Origin of the sequence: Micromonospora sp. WMMD737, from assembly GCF_049179055.1 — a bacterium.
GTDB classification, from domain to species: Bacteria; Actinomycetota; Actinomycetes; order Mycobacteriales; family Micromonosporaceae; genus Micromonospora; species Micromonospora reichwaldensis.
The window spans coordinates 781,413-796,307 of sequence record NZ_JBMHMH010000001.1 but is presented as its reverse complement, the minus strand read 5'-3'; the positions used below and the strand labels follow the sequence as shown (position 1 = coordinate 796,307).

Genomic DNA, 14,895 nt, shown 5'->3' with positions numbered 1-14,895 from the left:
GGTCACGATGGGGGCGGTCCAGCCAGCGGCGGGCCCTCCGTGATGGTCAGGGTGCCGTCGGTGAGCCCGGCCACAGCCTGCTGGCCTAGGTCGTCGAGCAGGGCGAGCTCTCGGCGGGCAAGGTTACGGCGCGCCTCCATGGCCGCGAGCAGCGCGTCGAGCCGCGCCACGTCGGCGGGAGGCAGCAGCGGAAGTTGCAGGTCAGCCAGCCGGGATGCGGCACGCACCGCTCCGCTCGGCCGCTGCTTCCGCACGGCGTTGACCAGTGCCTCCAGCACCCGGGGGGTGAACCGATCACGACCGTCCGGGCGGATGCGAAGGATTCGCGTCGGATAGTCGACAACTGAGAAGCCCTGCTCGTCGTGGTAGGCCCGCAGTCGGGGCGTCACCGTCACCAGGACGTCACCGGGTTCGGTCAGCCGGGCACGGGGGTACCGCTGCGCGAAGACGGCCCGGTCGATCCGGCGGGCGCCGATCTGGGCGCCGCCGGTCATCTCCGGCGGCCCGATCACGGGATTGTGGCCGTCGGCGCTGACATCGGCGGCGGCGATCCGGCTGCCTTTGAGTAAGGCGAGGTGGCCGTCCCGGACGAGCGCGGCGATGGACTTCGTCGGCGCCCGCCGGATCTCGTCCCGCGCGGCCACATGCGTGCGCAGCCGGGGGCGCGGTTCGGCTAGCCGGTCGAGCTCCACCTCCGAGTCGGCCAGCTCCGCGACGGTCACCCGTCCGTCGCGTGTCAGGTCACGCAGGGTGGCGGGCCGGCGCGCGCTCAGCGGGCGCCGGGGCGCCGTCAGGTCCGCGATCCGCACCTGACTGGCGTACGCCCGGAGGTGCTGGTCGGGCTGGTGGCCCTCGCGCCGCCAGGTGGTGACGTCGAAGACCAGGTCCTCGACCACGTTATCGGTGAGCGGCCGGTCGGAGACGTCCGCCAGCAGGACCCGCCCCTGCCACTCGGGGGCCTCCTCGTGCCTCAGCACCCACAGCGCGCTCTGGTAGCCGGGTCGGAAGGGCATGATCCCACCGGGGAGCTGGACGACGGCCTCGACCCTGCCGGTGGCCAGCAGGTCGTTGCGGGAGCGGGCGGCCGGCTTGTAGGGCGGCAGTGCGCCGACGAGCAGCTCGGCGGGGCCGCACACCACGGCGGTCTGCCCCGGCGTGAGCGCCCTGGTCAGCTCGACGAGCTCGGCGAATGGGTCGAGATCGGTGCGCGCCTCGGCCGGCCGGTAGGGCAGCCGCATGAGCACCACGTCGGCGGCGCGCGTGCCCGGCGGTCGGCCGGCGGCGATGTCGAGCTGCCAACTGCCTCGTGAGACGCCGTGCACCACCAGCCGGCGGCGAGCGAGGCGGGCCAGGAGCCGGTTGGCCTCGGCGGCGAACATGACCGGCTCGTGCTCCCCGAGCGCCTGTCGGGCTGCCATCAGCAGGTCGCCCACGCCGGCGTGCGGATCGGCGACTTGGACGAGGCCGTGCAGGTCAGCGTGCTCCCGAACGCCGGAAAGCTCGACCATCAGACGCCCCAGTTGCGGGACGACCGCTTCCTCGTAGAGCTGCGGCACGTTGAACCGGTGCCGGACGGCGAGCACCCGCTCGTACGCCTGGGCGGCCCCCCACGCTGCCTCGATCAGCTCGTCCACCACCTCGGCCAGCCAGGCCGCTTCGAACGGCATTGCCTCGATCTCCGACCGGAGCAACTCGTCGTCCCAGTCGACCTCGGTGGCACGTTCACGAAGTGCCTCGATGACGTGCCGGTCGGTGTAGCCCTCGGGGCGTAGCGGCTCGTCGTCGAGGTAATGCAGGCAGATCAGCGCCGTCGTGGCGCTGACCAGTTCCTCCGGGGTGAGGCCCCGACGCCGGCCGGCGCCTGACGAAGCCCCCGCCTGGAGTGCCAAGCACGAGAGCACGTGAAGGCGGAGGTCCGGCTCGATGGATCGACGCTCGGCGCGACCGGTGTCTACCAGCCAGTCGACGACTTCGCGCGCCTTGAACAGAGGCCGCCCACGATCCGTCTGCGCTGGTGCGGGGAATCCCGGGTAGCGGCGACGCCAAGTGGTGACCACGGGGCGTTGCACCGCGGCCAGCTCGGCGATCTCGGGCAGGGAGATGAGGTCTGTGGTGCCGGCCATGGTCACCTCCTTCCACTCGACGAACACCTTGGGCGAACGGGTCGACAATAGATTGTGGGACCGTGTTAATCAATCGAGACGCTGATAACCCTGGTTATCAGGAGCACGATCGCCGCTAGCTGGCCTTCGCCTGTAACGGACTGCTGTGATTCATCGGCATCAGCAAGCGGCCGATTACGGAGCCGCAGCATCCCATCTGGAATCGGAGTTCTTCATGCGTAAGACGACGACCCTCGCCCTGGCCGCCACCGCCCTCATCGCGCTCGGCTGCGGCGCCGGCTCCACCGATGAGCCCAGTAGCTCGGGTGGCGACAGCGCCGCCAAGGGCGAGGAGAAGGCGGCGAAGACCGCGAAGATCGGCCAGCCCGCCCGGGACGGGAAGTTCGAGTTCACGGTGAAGTCGTCCAAGTGCGGCGTCGCCAAGGTCGGCGACAGCGTGCTCGGCGAGAAGGCGCAGGGCCAGTTCTGCCTGGTCACGATCAACATCAGGAACATCGGCAAGGAAGCCCAGATGTTCGACGGCAGCAGCCAGAAGGCGTACGCGGCCGACGGCACCGAGTACTCCTCCGACACCGGCGCGGCCATCTACGCCAACAAGAACGCCGAGACGTTCCTCAACGACATCAACCCCGGCAACCAGGTCACCGGCGTCGTGGTCTTCGACATCCCGAAGAACGTCAAGCTCACCAAGCTCGAGCTGCACGACTCGCCGTTCTCCGGCGGCGTCACCGTCGCCCTGAGCTGACCCCGCCGCGCCGAGGGCGGCCCCGCGAAGCCCGCCCTCGGCGCACGGTATCCCGCCAACTGCCAGCACGAGTCTCTACGCGAGGAGATCGATATGCGCAGCGCGATGGACCGGACCGTTCCCGGCCCCACCACCCGCCCGGGCGGCCGCAAGGACCGCCGCCGACCCAACCCGCAGCAGCCCACCCTCTTCGACAGCCCGCTGCCGCCCGCACCTCCCGGCGTCTACCTGACCAATGTCTACCGCCTGCGGGTCCCGCCGACTCCCGACGGTCTGCGGGAAGCGCTCAACGTCGACTACCTGAGAGGAAGTGGCTTCGAGGCCGTTGCCCGGGAGGTCGCCGGTGCGCCGGCGCTGCTGGTGCACGGCACCGTGCCGCGCCTGCGCGCGGAGTGGTGCGACGTGCTCGCTGGCCTCACCGGCGAGGAGGTCGACCTGGGATACAGCAGCGGCGGGGGCACGCTGTTTCTGGCCGTCGACGAACGCGCCTACGTCCTGGCCTACGGCACCCTGGGCCGCTTCATGGTCGAGCACGAGGTGATCGACCCGACCTTCGGAGTCTCCTTCGCCGTCCGGGCGCTCCTGCCGAGCGAGATCCGGCAGGTCCGCCGCCGCGTCGTCGGCACCAGCGGCCGGGTGGACCGCAGCCTGGTCCCCGCCGGTCAGCCCATCCGGATGTACGGCATCGACAAGTGGGGCGAGATCGTCGGCCAGGTGTGTGGCCGTACGGACAATCCACGCCTGACGGTCTGCCGACGTACCGGCAAGCCGACCAGGGTCGAGGGCGGTGACGCCCTGCGCGTCCATCTCTGCGTCGAGCCCGAAGGGCTCCTCGCCGACCTGCGGGAGATCGAACGCGTCTGCCAGCAGGAGTCTCCCCTGGCCGACCTGGAGTTCATCACGCAGATCCGCCCGGTGGCGCCGTCCGATCCCCGGGTGCCCGCGCTGGTCGCCACCCTCGATCAGCGGCTGGGCCTGGCCGATCCGACGGCCCTCGGCGTGGCGGTGCCCGGCGATCTGGTCGCGGAGATCGAGCACGTCGGGTCGTATCGGTTCCAGGTCCCGAAGTCCGGCCAGCGCCCGACGCTGACGGCCGAACTGGATCTGGCGGCGATCCTCGACCACACCGGCCGAGCGTTGGACGGCGACAGGTGGACCGGTCTGCGCAACGGGAAGGTCACGCTCTTCGCCGACGCGGGTGGCACCGAGGAGATGGTGTCGACTCGGGCCTCACGCTGGCTCACCGCAGAGGTGGCCGTCGGTGCCAGCCACCTGCTGCTGCAGGAAGACGCCTGGTACGAGATCGGCAACCGGCATCGCGAGTTCCTGCGGCAGGAGATCGCCGAGATCCTGGCCCGCTCGTCCGACATCGTGCTGCCGCCGTGGACGCCCGACCTCGTCGACGAGGACGCTTACAACCGTGCGGCCGCCCGCCGTGATCCTCGGCTCGTGCTGCTCGACAAGAAGCTGCTGCGGACGGTGCAGCACCGGCGCGGCATCGAGGCCTGCGACCTGCTCGGGCCGGGTGGCGAGCTGATTCACGTCAAGCGGGGGTCGAGCAGTGCGCCGCTGAGTCATCTCTTCGCCCAGGGCATCACCTCCGTCGACGCGCTGCGCTACGAGGAGGACGCGCGCACCAGGCTCGTCGAGGTGGTGCGGCAGCAGCCGAACGGACGGGACCTCGGCATGGACTTCCGGCCCCGGAAGGTCGTCTACGCCATCGCGCTCGGCGCCGGCCGGGCCGTCACCGTCGACTCGCTCTTCACCTTCGCCCAGGTCGCGCTCTACCGGGCGATGAAGACGCTACGCGGCGAGGGCGTCGAGGTCGAGGTCGTCGGCATCCCGCCCGCCTGACGCGCTCGCGACGACCGCACTGTTCGCCGAGGCCGTCGATCACGACCTCGGGTCACGACATCTCCCCCGCCTTTCCTCAGACGTCAGGAGGCGTCCGTGCGTCCCGATGAGTTCCTGCGCGCCCTGGACCTGCTCCCCACTCCCCTGCACGAGCGCGCCGTCGCGCTGCGCGCCTACGCCCGCGTCACCCGCTGCGAGGACTGCCAGCGCATCGGCGACGCCGTGCGGCTGGCCCTCACCGCCGCGCACTACGACGAACTCGCCTCGGCCCGGCAGCTGCTCGACACGGCGGAGCAGCAGGCCGCCCGGCACGAGGTCCACCGCCCGCAGCCGAACCCCGAACGCGGACGCGGCCGGGTCGGCCGCTGGGCGGGGACGTCCGCGCCGCTCGTCGCCGCGACCGACGCGAGCTGGAAGGGTCGCGCCGGCGGCATCGCGTACGTCGTCAGCGACGGCCACTACGGCCTGCGCAGCCGGGGCACCGGCCGACTCGACCCGACGGGCCCGTCGCGCGTGCTGATCAACGAGCTGCGGGCGGTCGACCTCCTGTTGTCCGCGTACGACGAGGCGCCGGCCGGCATGACCGTGCTGCTGGACAGCCTGACCGCCCTGCGGTACCTGCACCGCTGGCAGGCCGGCGAGTCCGACGCCATGCCCGCCGGCTACAGCCTGCGCCCGCGCAGTTCGTCGGCCCAGCCGACCCTGGTCCGGCTCGCCGAGCTGGTGGGCCGACGGCCGGATCTGTCCTTCGCACACGTCAAGGGGCACAGCGGCCACCCCCTCAACGAGGCCGCCGACGGCCTGTCCCCCATGGCCCGCCGCCGGCTCGGCGAGCCCTTCGACGTGCGCCCCCGCGCGCACGCGCTGGTCGACGCGTTCCTCCGCGACTGGCACACCACCGTCGCCAGCTGACCACGCCGGCTCACTTCTCACCCCGGGAGATGATCGTGGTTCTCGATGGCCAGCACAGCGTCGACTCGTACACGGAGGCGTTCCCTTCCTGGGTCGGCCCCGGCCTGATCCTCCGGCAGACCGGCCCACCGGTGACCTTCCGCCTGCCGAGCCACACCCCCTGACCGTCCAGCCCGCTGACCCAGACCAGCCGCACACATCCGGAGACGAGCATGCCGGTCCCCCGTCAGCCGCCCGACCACACCATCTGGCTCTCCTCGATCACCGTCGCCGGGTTCCGTGCCGTCGGCCCGGAACGCACTCTGCGGATCGACCCCGGCCCCGGCATCACCCTGGTGGTCGGGCGCAACGGCTCGGGCAAGTCGAGCTTCGCGGAGGCCGTCGAGCTGGCGCTGACCGGCGACAGCGCCCGCTGGGCGGAACGCCACATCGACTGGCGTACGGGATGGCGCAACCTGCACTCCCCCGACCCGTGCTGGATCGTGGCGCAGCTGCACGTCGACGGGGAGACGAAGCCGGTGACGGTGACCCGGTCCTGGCCGCTCGGCGCGACGTTGGCCGACGCGGAGGTCACCGTCGCCAGCGAGCGGGGGCGGCACTGGAGCCTGGCGCAGCTGGGGCTGGCCCGCCCGCTAAAGCGGTATCGGCCGTTCCTCACCGCCGCCGAGCTGAGTCGGCTCACCGACGCCAGCCAACGGGTCCTGCCCTCCAGGTGGGCGCCGGAGAGCCCCTTCCGGTTCGTCGTCGCCGACGACCCGGTGCGGGGCATGGACCCGGCAATGGTGGACGGCGTGGCCCGGGTGCTCGCCGCGTTGGCCGTGCGGCGGCAGATAGTGGTCTTCACCCACGACGTCCGCCTGCCGAAGGCGGTACACCGGCTCGGCCCGGGCAGGGTCCGGATCGTGGAGGTGACCCGTGCGCAGCGGTCGGTGGTGACGCTGCGGCCCACCGGCGACCTGTGACGCGCTGCTGGCGGGGAGCACCTCGTTGTCGACCTCGAACGGCACTCGGCGGTTCGGCCAACGAGCGGCGGGACGGCCGGAGATCGATGGCACTCTTTACGAGCGTGAAATCGGCTGTTACCTTTTCAAAAATCTTGCAGGAACTTGCAAGCACCCGGTTTCGCGTCCTGTCCGGAGATGACCATGCCCGTACCGCCAGCCTCGCGTGCCCGAGCCACCCTCGCCGCCCTGCTCTGCGCCGCGCTGGTCAGCGTCGCCGCGCCCCTGGTCACCGGGCCCGCACCGGCCGTCGCCGGGATCGACTCCCGCACCCTCGGCGCCCGGTACGACAGCGCCGCATCGCGAATCACGTTCCGGGTCCACTCGTCCGCGGCCACCCGGATGACGGTCAATCTCTACGCCGCACCCACCGGTACCCAGGAGAACGCCAGCTACCTGCTCACCAGGGACACCGCCGGCACGTTCAGCGTTACCGTCGACGTCGCCGCGCTGCGCAACGCGGGCATCACCAGCACCGTCTACTACGGCTACCGGGCATGGGGACCGAACTGGCCGTACCGCACCGGCTGGACGAAGGGTTCCTCGGTCGGATTCGTCGCCGACGTGGACGCCGCCGGTAACCGGTTCAACCCCAACAAGCTCCTGCTCGACCCGTACGCCCGGGAGATCAGCCACGACCCGCTGCGGCCCGGCATGACCACCTCGACGGTGTACGCCTCCGGCCCGACGCACCGCAACGTCGACAGCGGCCCGCACGCGGCGAAGGGGGTCGTCCTGCCGACCACCACGCCCGCCTTCGGCACCAAGCCGGGCCGCGCCCTGAAGGACGACCTCATCTACGAGGTGCACCTGCGGGGGTTGACCCGCAACGACCCGTCGGTGCCGGCCGCCTACCGGGGCACCTACCGGGGCGCGGGAATGAAGGCCGCGTACCTGGCCTCGCTCGGAGTGACCGCAGTGGAGTTCCTGCCGTTGCAGGAGACGCAGAACGACACCATCGACGTCGACCCGACCGGCACCGCGGGCGACAACTACTGGGGCTACATGACTCTCAACTACTTCGCCCCGGACCGCCGGTACGCCTACGACCGCTCGCCGGGCGGGCCGACCCGTGAGTTCCAGCAGATGGTGAAGGCGTTCCACGACGCCGGGATCAAGGTGCTCCTCGACGTGGTCTACAACCACACCGGCGAGGGCGGCGTCTACAGCTCCGGTGGGTCGAACGTCTACGACATCGTCTCCTGGCGTGGGCTGGACAACCCCACCTACTACTCGCTCACCGCCGACCGGCAGTCCTCCTGGGACAACACCGGCGTCGGCGGCAACTACAACACCTACAATCCGGTCGCCCAGGACCTGATCGTCGACTCGCTGGCGTACTGGAAGAACACGCTCGGGGTCGACGGCTTCCGGCACGACCTCGCCTCGGTGCTCGGCAACACCTGCCAGCACGGCTGCTTCTCCTACAGCCGCACCGACCCGAACACCGCACTCAACCGGATCACCCGGGAGATGCCGCCCCGACCCGGCGGCGGGGGCACCGGCGTCGACTGGATCGCCGAGCCGTGGGCCATCGGCGCCGGGACCTACCAGGTGGGCAACTTCCCCGCCGGCTGGTCGGAGTGGAACGGGCAGTACCGGGACACGCTGCGCCGCGACCAGAACAAGCTCGGCGTCAGCCCGGTCACCCCGGGCCAACTCGCCGACCGGTTCGCCGGCTCCTCCGACCTCTACGGCGACGACGGCCGGCGGCCGTGGCACTCGGTCAACTTCATGGTCGCCCACGACGGGTTCACCCTGGCCGACCTGTACGCCTGCAACGGCAAGAACAACAACCAGGCGTGGCCGTACGGGCCGTCGGACGGCGGCAGCGACGACAACATCTCCTGGGACCACGGCGGGATCGCCGCCGACCAGCGCCGGGCCGCCCGCAACGGGCACGCCTTCCTGATGCTGTCGGCCGGCACCCCGATGGTCACCGGCGGCGACGAGGTGCTGCGCGGCATCCGCTGCAACAACAACCCGTACAACCTGGACTCGTCGGCGAACTGGCTGGGCTGGAGTCCGACCGCCGAGCAGAGCACCTTCCGCACCTTCGCCTCCCGGCTGGCCGCCTTCCGCCACGCGCACCCGGCGCTACGGCCAGCGAACTTCTACTCCGCCGCCGACACCAACGGCAACGGGCTTGCCCAGCTGGCCTGGTTCACCCCGGCCGGCACCAGCCCGGACGGCGCGTACTGGGGCAACGCCAACAACCACGCGCTGGGCTGGCGGATCGACGGCACCGAGTTCGGCGACCCGGCCCCGGCGATCTACGTCGGCTACAACGGCTGGTCGGGGGACGTGAACTTCACTCTGCCGTCCCCTGGAGCCGGGAAGAGCTGGTACCGGGTCACCGACACCGCCACCTGGGCGGAGGGCGCCAACCAGGTCGCCGTACCGGGGTCGGAGACACTGCTCGGCGGCCAGGGCACCGGCTATCTGCTGCGCGGTCGCAGCCTGCTGCTACTCATCGCCCGCTGACCCAAAAGGCGATGCGCCGCCGTCGAACTGGGGTCCGACGGGCGCGCCTACGCGTCAACCCTCGAAACTCACGCCGAACGGCGTCAGGTCAGAGGGAGTGCGGCCACTGCCTGGATCTCGATGAGCAGGTGCGGGTGGGGTAGTTGGTGCACGGCGACGGTGGTGCGGGTGGGGCCGGTGGCGTCGAAGTACTCGGCCCAGACCTGGTTGTAGCCGCCGAAGTCGTTCATGTTGACGAGGTAGGTGGTGACCTGCACGAGGTCGCTCAGGTCGGCGCCGACCGTCTTCAGCAGATCTTGGATGTTGTCGATGACGGCCCTGGTTTGCGCGCGGATGTCGAGGTTCGTGGTGCCCAGTTCGTCGACGTCGACGCCGGCGAAGGTGTTGTTGGGGCGGCGGCTGGAGGTGCCGGAGACGAAGACGAACCCGCCGGCGACCTTCACGTGGGGAAACGCGCCCCGGGGTACGGCCTTGCCGGCCACGACGTGCGCCTGCGCGCCCGTGCCGTGGCCTGCTGCCGTGTGCTGGTTCGTGGTCGTGTCCTGGTTCGGGGTCATGCCGATGCTCGCAGGGAGGTGGTGCCGAGGTGTTCGACGACGGCGCGGACGTGGGCGCCGGGTTTGAGGGGCACGGCGGCGGTGGCGGCGCCGGCGAGGAACACCCAGCCTTCGCGTAGGCGTACGCCGTGGCGGCCAGCGAGGCGGATGCCTTCGTCGAGGGCGCGGCGGGGGTCGCCGAGGATCGCGGCGGTGGAGCCGACCTGCGCCACCCGTCCGTCGATCTCCAGCAGCACCCCGAGGTTGTCGAGGCCGTCGGGGACCGGGGACCAGGGGCCGATGGTGAAGGCGGCGGCGGAGGTGTTGTCGGCGACCACGTCGGGCAGGGAGAACGTGAAGTTGGCGTAGCGCGAGTCGATGACCTCGATGGCCGGGGCGACGGCGCGTACGGCGTCGGTGAAGTCCCCGACCGGCTCGCCCGGTTCGGGCAGCCGGTCGAGCAGGAACGCCACTTCGGGTTCGACGCGGGGGTGGATGAACCTGGTGGGGTCGAGGGTGCCGCCGTCGGGGACGTGCATGGTGTCGGTGAGCCGGCCCCAGATGACCTCGTCCACGCCGACCTGCGCCATCTTCGCCTTGCTGGTCAGGCCCATCTTCAACCCGATCAGCCGCTCGCCGCGGTCGAGGCGACGCTGGATCAACGCGGTCTGCACCGCGTACGCGCCATCCACGTCCAAGCCCGTCTCCGCCGCAAGCTGCGGAATGGCGGTGGCGGTGTCGGCCGCCTCGCCGAGGCGCTCGGCGATACCGGCGGTGTCCGGCCCGATCATGGGGTCTCCCTCGTTCGCGACTGCGCGGCTCGCACGCCAGGCTCGATTCTCGCGCTCACTGTGCCGCGCCCGTCTGTGCGCGACCGTCGGCGAGGTCCAGTGCCACGTCCACGATCATGTCTTCCTGCCCGCCGACCATGCGGCGGCGGCCCAACTCGACCAGGATCGAGCGCACATCCACCCCGTACTTGTCCGACGCCCGCTCCGCATGCCGCAGGAAACTCGAATACACCCCCGCATACCCCAGCGACAGGGTCTCGCGGTCGACCTGCACGGGCCGGTCCTGCAACGGACGCACGATGTCGTCGGCGGCGTCCATCAGCGCGAACACGTCACAGCCATGCTCCCACCCGTGCAACTCCGCCACCGCCACGAACACCTCCAACGGCGCGTTACCCGCCCCCGCACCCTGCCCCGCCAGGGACGCGTCGACCCGCACTGTCCGACCGTGCGCCGAACCCAGCGGCCCGTCGCCGAGGATGCGCCCGTGCTCCACGGCGACGACGCTGTTGGCGACGCCGAGGGACAGGTTGTGGTGGGCGTGGATACCGATCTGCGTTTCCGGCTCCAACACCTGCCGGTACGCGTCCACCCGCTCGGCGACGTCGGACATGAGCAGTCGGCCGCCGGAGTCGGTGACGTAGACGCAGTGCGCCCCGTACGACTCCATCAACTTCGCCTGCCCCGCCAGAGCGGCCGGGTCGTTCATGTGCGACATCATCAGGAACCCCGACACGTCCATGCCGTTCTCCCGCGCCCACGCAATGTGCTGCGTCGAAATATCGGCCTCCGTGCAGTGCGTCGCGATCCGCACACTCGTCACCCCGAGCGCCTTCGCCGCCTTCAAATCAGCGATCGTGCCGATCCCCGGCAGCAGCAGCGTCGTCAGCTTCGCGTTCGTCATCACCTCGGCCGCCGCCGCAATCCAGTCGGCGTCACTGGCCGCACCATGGCCATAGTTCACACTCGACCCCGCGAGACCGTCGCCGTGCGCGACCTCGATCGCGGCCACCCCGGCGGCATCGAGCGCGGCGGCGATGGTGCGGACCTGCTCGACCGTGTAGCGGTGAGCCACGGCGTGCATGCCGTCGCGCAACGTCACGTCCTGGATATACAGATCAGTCACGACAGCACCCCCGAAGCAGCCTCGGAACGCACCGCCACCAGCCGCTCCGCCGTGCGCAGCGCCGCCGACGTCATGATGTCCAGGTTCCCCGCGTACGCCGGCAGATAATGCCCCGCGCCGGAGACCTCCAGGAACACCGACACCTGCAACCCGCGCAGACGCCGACCCAACGACGGCACGTACGCATCGACCCGGTCGAACTGCACGTCCTGCTTCAACCGGTACCCCGGCACGTACTCCCGCACCGCCGCCACCATCCGCGCCACCGAGCCGGCGATCGCCGCCCGATCCGCATCCGCGTCCTCGCACAGGCAGTACACCGTGTCACGCATCAACAACGGCGGATCCGCCGGATTCAACACGATGATCGCCTTACCACGACCAGCGCCACCCACCACCTCGATCGCCCGCGCCGTCGTCTCCGTGAACTCGTCGATGTTCGCCCGCGTCCCCGGCCCCGCCGACCTGGAAGCGATGGAGGCCACGATCTCGCCGTACGCCACCGGCGTCACCTGACCGACGGCCGCGACGATCGGCACGGTCGCCTGCCCACCACACGTCACCATGTTCACGTTGCGCTCACCCAGGTGCTCGTCCAGGTTCACCGGCGGCACCACATACGGACCGATCGCCGCCGGCGTCAGATCCACCACCAGCCGACCATGCGCCGCCAACACCGCGTCGTTGTAACGGTGCGCACCCGCCGACGTGGCATCGAACACCAACTCCACCTCGGCGAACTCCGGCATCGCGACGAGGCCGTCGACACCCTCGGCGGTCGTCGCCACACTTAACCGCCGGGCCCGCGCCAGACCGTCGGAGTCGGGGTCGATGCCCACCATCGCCACCATCCGCAGCGACTCCGACAACCGCAACACCTTGATCATCAGATCGGTGCCGATGTTGCCCGACCCGATCACCGCCACACCAACGCTCACGACGCCTCCCCCTCACCGAAGACCGCGACGGTCGCCAGGCCATTCCACGCACGCACCGCGAAGACCGCCGGCGCGCTCACGACGCTTCCCCCGAGAAACAGGTACGCACCGAACCCAGCCCCGAGATGCGCGCCTCGTACGCCGCGCCGGCTGTCACCGGCACCATCGGACCGAGCGCCCCGGACAGCACCACATCCCCCGCACGCAACGGATCACCGGAGCGTGCGAGGGTCTGCGCCAACCACTGCACCGCGTGCAACGGATTACCCAGACACGCCGCGCCCGCCCCAACCGACACCGGCTCACCGGCCTGCTCGAGAACCATCCCGCACAACCGCAGATCCACATCGGCGAGCCGACGCGGCGTCGTACCCAGCACGAACAGGCCGCTGGAGGCGTTGTCCGCCACCGTGTCCACGATCGAGATGTCCCACCCCGCCACCCGCGAATCCACGATCTCGATCGCCGGCAACACATGATCGACCGCCCGGATCACATCCGCGCTCGTGATCCGCTCGTCCGGCAGATCCGCACCCAGCACGAACGCGACCTCCGCCTCCACCCGGGGCTGCAACAGCCGGTCGAGGTCGACCTCCGCGCCGTCGGGCACCGCCATGTCGTCGAGCAGCACACCGAAGTCTGGCTCGAAGACACCGAAGCTCTCCTGCACCGCCCGCGACGTCAACCCGATCTTGGCGCCCACCCGCCGGTGCCCGGCGTCCAGCCACTGCCGGACCTGGAGCTGCTGCACCTGGTACGCCGTGTCGATGTCGGCCTCCGGCAACAACCGCCCCCGCAGCGGCGCACACGGCTTACCGCTCTCCCGCGCCTGGAACAGTTCGTCGGCTGCCGACTCCATCGCGCTCATGTCAGGTCCACGCAGACGTTGGTCAACTCGGAATAGAAGTCGAGGGAGTGCACGCCACCCTCACGCCCGATCCCCGACGCCTTCACCCCACCGAACGGCGTCCGCAGATCCCGCAGGAACCACGTATTCACCCACACGATCCCCGCGTCCAACCCCATACCGGCCCGGTGCGCCCGACCCACATCCCGCGTCCACACCGCCGCCGCCAACCCGTACTCCGTGCCGTTCGCCAACGCGAACGCCTCATCCTCATCATCGAACGGGGCCACATGCACCACCGGCCCGAAGATCTCCTCGGTATTGGTCCGCGCACCCGCACCCAGCCCGGTCAACACCGTCGGCTGCACATAAGCCCCGCCATCACGGGCGTCACCGAAGGCCGGCACGCCGCCCCCGGTCAGCACCTGCGCACCCTCGCGCCGGGCCAGGTCGTAGTAGCCGAGCACCTTGTCCCGGTGCTGATGCGAGATCAACGGCATGTTCACCGTCGCCTCGTCCGCCGGCCACCCGAACGACAGCCCGGCAGCCCGCTGCGCCAACCGCGCCGTGAACTCCTCGAACACCGGCCGCTGCACATAGACCCGCTCCGTGCACAGACACACCTGACCACCATTGGTGAAACTCGACCGCACCGAACCCGCCACCGCCACGTCCAGATCCGCGTCCGCGAACACCAGACCGGCGTTCTTGCCACCCAACTCGAACGACACCGGCCGCACCCCATCAGCCGCCGCCCGCATGATGGCGCTACCAGTCGACGACTCACCGGTGAACGTGATCGCGTCCACACCCGGATGACGGGTCAGGAACTCGCCGGCCGAATCCGGACCGAAGCCGTGCACCAGATTGAACACACCCTCCGGCACCCCAGCAGCGGCCATCACCTCCGCCAACAACGTCGCCGACGCCGGCGTCTCCTCACTCGGCTTCACGATCACGGCGTTACCGCAGGCCAGCGCCGGAGCGACCTTCCAGGTGAGCAGCAACAGCGGCAGGTTCCACGGCACGATCACCGCCACCACACCCACCGGCTTACGCACCGCATAGTTCAACGCCCGGCCGCCGGTCGGGGTGACCGTCGTGAACGACTCCGTCGGCGCCGTCGCCACGATCTCCGCAAACGCACGGAAGTTCGCCGCACCACGCGGAATGTCCAACGTGCGCGCCTGCGAAATCGACTTGCCGGTGTCCGCGACCTCGGCGGTCACCAGATCGTCGAAACGACGCTCCAACTCGACGGCGACCCGACGCAACACCTCCGCCCGCTCCCGCTCCCCCATCCGCCCCCACGGCCCCCGCAACGCGGCCCGCGCGGCGGCGACCGCGTCGTCCACACACCCCTGGTCGGCCTCCACCACCTCGAAGACCGGCTCACCGGTGACCGGACTGCGCTTGACGAACCGCCGCCCACCCTCGACGAACTCACCGCCCACGAAGTTGCGCAGGGTCGGTGGGTCGGCGCCCGGGTGGCCGTCGCGCAGACTCACCGGCCAGGATGACTCGGCCATCGTCAGGTG

At 70.4% G+C, this 14,895-nt stretch carries 13 protein-coding genes; 6 read left to right on the top strand and 7 right to left on the bottom strand.

What is annotated here, in order from left to right:
• Positions 1–2 precede the first annotated feature (2 nt).
• Positions 3–2,123: a hypothetical protein gene (locus tag ACN27A_RS02835; protein ID WP_421449583.1), complete on the bottom strand. Its 2,121-nt coding sequence runs from the start codon at positions 2,121–2,123 to the stop codon at positions 3–5.
• A gap of 214 nt (positions 2,124–2,337) precedes the next feature.
• Here ACN27A_RS02835 and ACN27A_RS02830 point away from each other — a divergent pair, with 214 nt between their 5' ends.
• The 6 genes from ACN27A_RS02830 to ACN27A_RS02805 all read left to right on the top strand — a co-directional run bounded on the left by ACN27A_RS02830 (position 2,338) and on the right by ACN27A_RS02805 (position 9,119).
• Entirely contained in the window at positions 2,338–2,868 is a 531-nt protein-coding gene (locus ACN27A_RS02830; RefSeq protein ID WP_421449582.1) for a DUF4352 domain-containing protein, read from the top strand.
• A gap of 93 nt (positions 2,869–2,961) precedes the next feature.
• Positions 2,962–4,722: a DUF6119 family protein gene (locus tag ACN27A_RS02825; RefSeq protein ID WP_421449581.1), complete on the top strand. Its 1,761-nt coding sequence runs from the start codon at positions 2,962–2,964 to the stop codon at positions 4,720–4,722.
• Positions 4,723–4,818: 96 nt separating this feature from the next.
• Positions 4,819–5,634, top strand: coding sequence for a ribonuclease HI (locus tag ACN27A_RS02820; protein WP_421449580.1), 816 nt, complete (start codon positions 4,819–4,821; stop codon positions 5,632–5,634).
• 35 nt (positions 5,635–5,669) lie between these two features.
• The gene (locus ACN27A_RS02815; RefSeq protein WP_421449578.1) at positions 5,670–5,798 is read left to right on the top strand and encodes a hypothetical protein; all 129 of its coding nucleotides are present in this window, start codon (positions 5,670–5,672) and stop codon (positions 5,796–5,798) included.
• A 48-nt stretch (positions 5,799–5,846) separates the two neighbouring features.
• The gene (locus tag ACN27A_RS02810) at positions 5,847–6,596 is read left to right on the top strand and encodes an AAA family ATPase (RefSeq protein WP_421449576.1); all 750 of its coding nucleotides are present in this window, start codon (positions 5,847–5,849) and stop codon (positions 6,594–6,596) included.
• 183 nt (positions 6,597–6,779) lie between these two features.
• On the top strand, positions 6,780–9,119 hold the full coding sequence (locus ACN27A_RS02805) for a glycogen debranching protein (RefSeq protein ID WP_421449574.1): 2,340 nt from the start codon (positions 6,780–6,782) through the stop codon (positions 9,117–9,119).
• Positions 9,120–9,202: 83 nt separating this feature from the next.
• On the opposite strand, the gene ACN27A_RS02800 is transcribed toward ACN27A_RS02805, so the two are convergent.
• The 6 genes from ACN27A_RS02800 to ACN27A_RS02775 form a co-directional block, all read right to left on the bottom strand.
• Positions 9,203–9,676 (bottom strand): RidA family protein, encoded by a 474-nt coding sequence (locus ACN27A_RS02800; protein ID WP_421449572.1) that lies wholly within the window; start codon positions 9,674–9,676, stop codon positions 9,203–9,205.
• Positions 9,673–10,446: a 2-keto-4-pentenoate hydratase gene (locus ACN27A_RS02795; protein WP_421449571.1), complete on the bottom strand. Its 774-nt coding sequence runs from the start codon at positions 10,444–10,446 to the stop codon at positions 9,673–9,675. Before ACN27A_RS02795 ends, ACN27A_RS02800 begins: the two co-directional genes overlap by 4 nt.
• A gap of 55 nt (positions 10,447–10,501) precedes the next feature.
• Positions 10,502–11,572 (bottom strand): 4-hydroxy-2-oxovalerate aldolase, encoded by a 1,071-nt coding sequence (dmpG, locus tag ACN27A_RS02790; RefSeq protein WP_421449570.1) that lies wholly within the window; start codon positions 11,570–11,572, stop codon positions 10,502–10,504.
• Positions 11,569–12,510 (bottom strand): acetaldehyde dehydrogenase (acetylating), encoded by a 942-nt coding sequence (locus ACN27A_RS02785; protein WP_421449568.1) that lies wholly within the window; start codon positions 12,508–12,510, stop codon positions 11,569–11,571. Before ACN27A_RS02785 ends, dmpG begins: the two co-directional genes overlap by 4 nt.
• Before the next feature lie 76 nt (positions 12,511–12,586).
• Complete coding sequence (locus ACN27A_RS02780) at positions 12,587–13,378, bottom strand: 2-keto-4-pentenoate hydratase (protein ID WP_421449566.1); 792 nt, start codon at positions 13,376–13,378, stop codon at positions 12,587–12,589.
• Entirely contained in the window at positions 13,375–14,886 is a 1,512-nt protein-coding gene (locus ACN27A_RS02775; protein ID WP_421449565.1) for a 2-hydroxymuconic semialdehyde dehydrogenase, read from the bottom strand. Before ACN27A_RS02775 ends, ACN27A_RS02780 begins: the two co-directional genes overlap by 4 nt.
• Positions 14,887–14,895 lie beyond the last annotated feature (9 nt).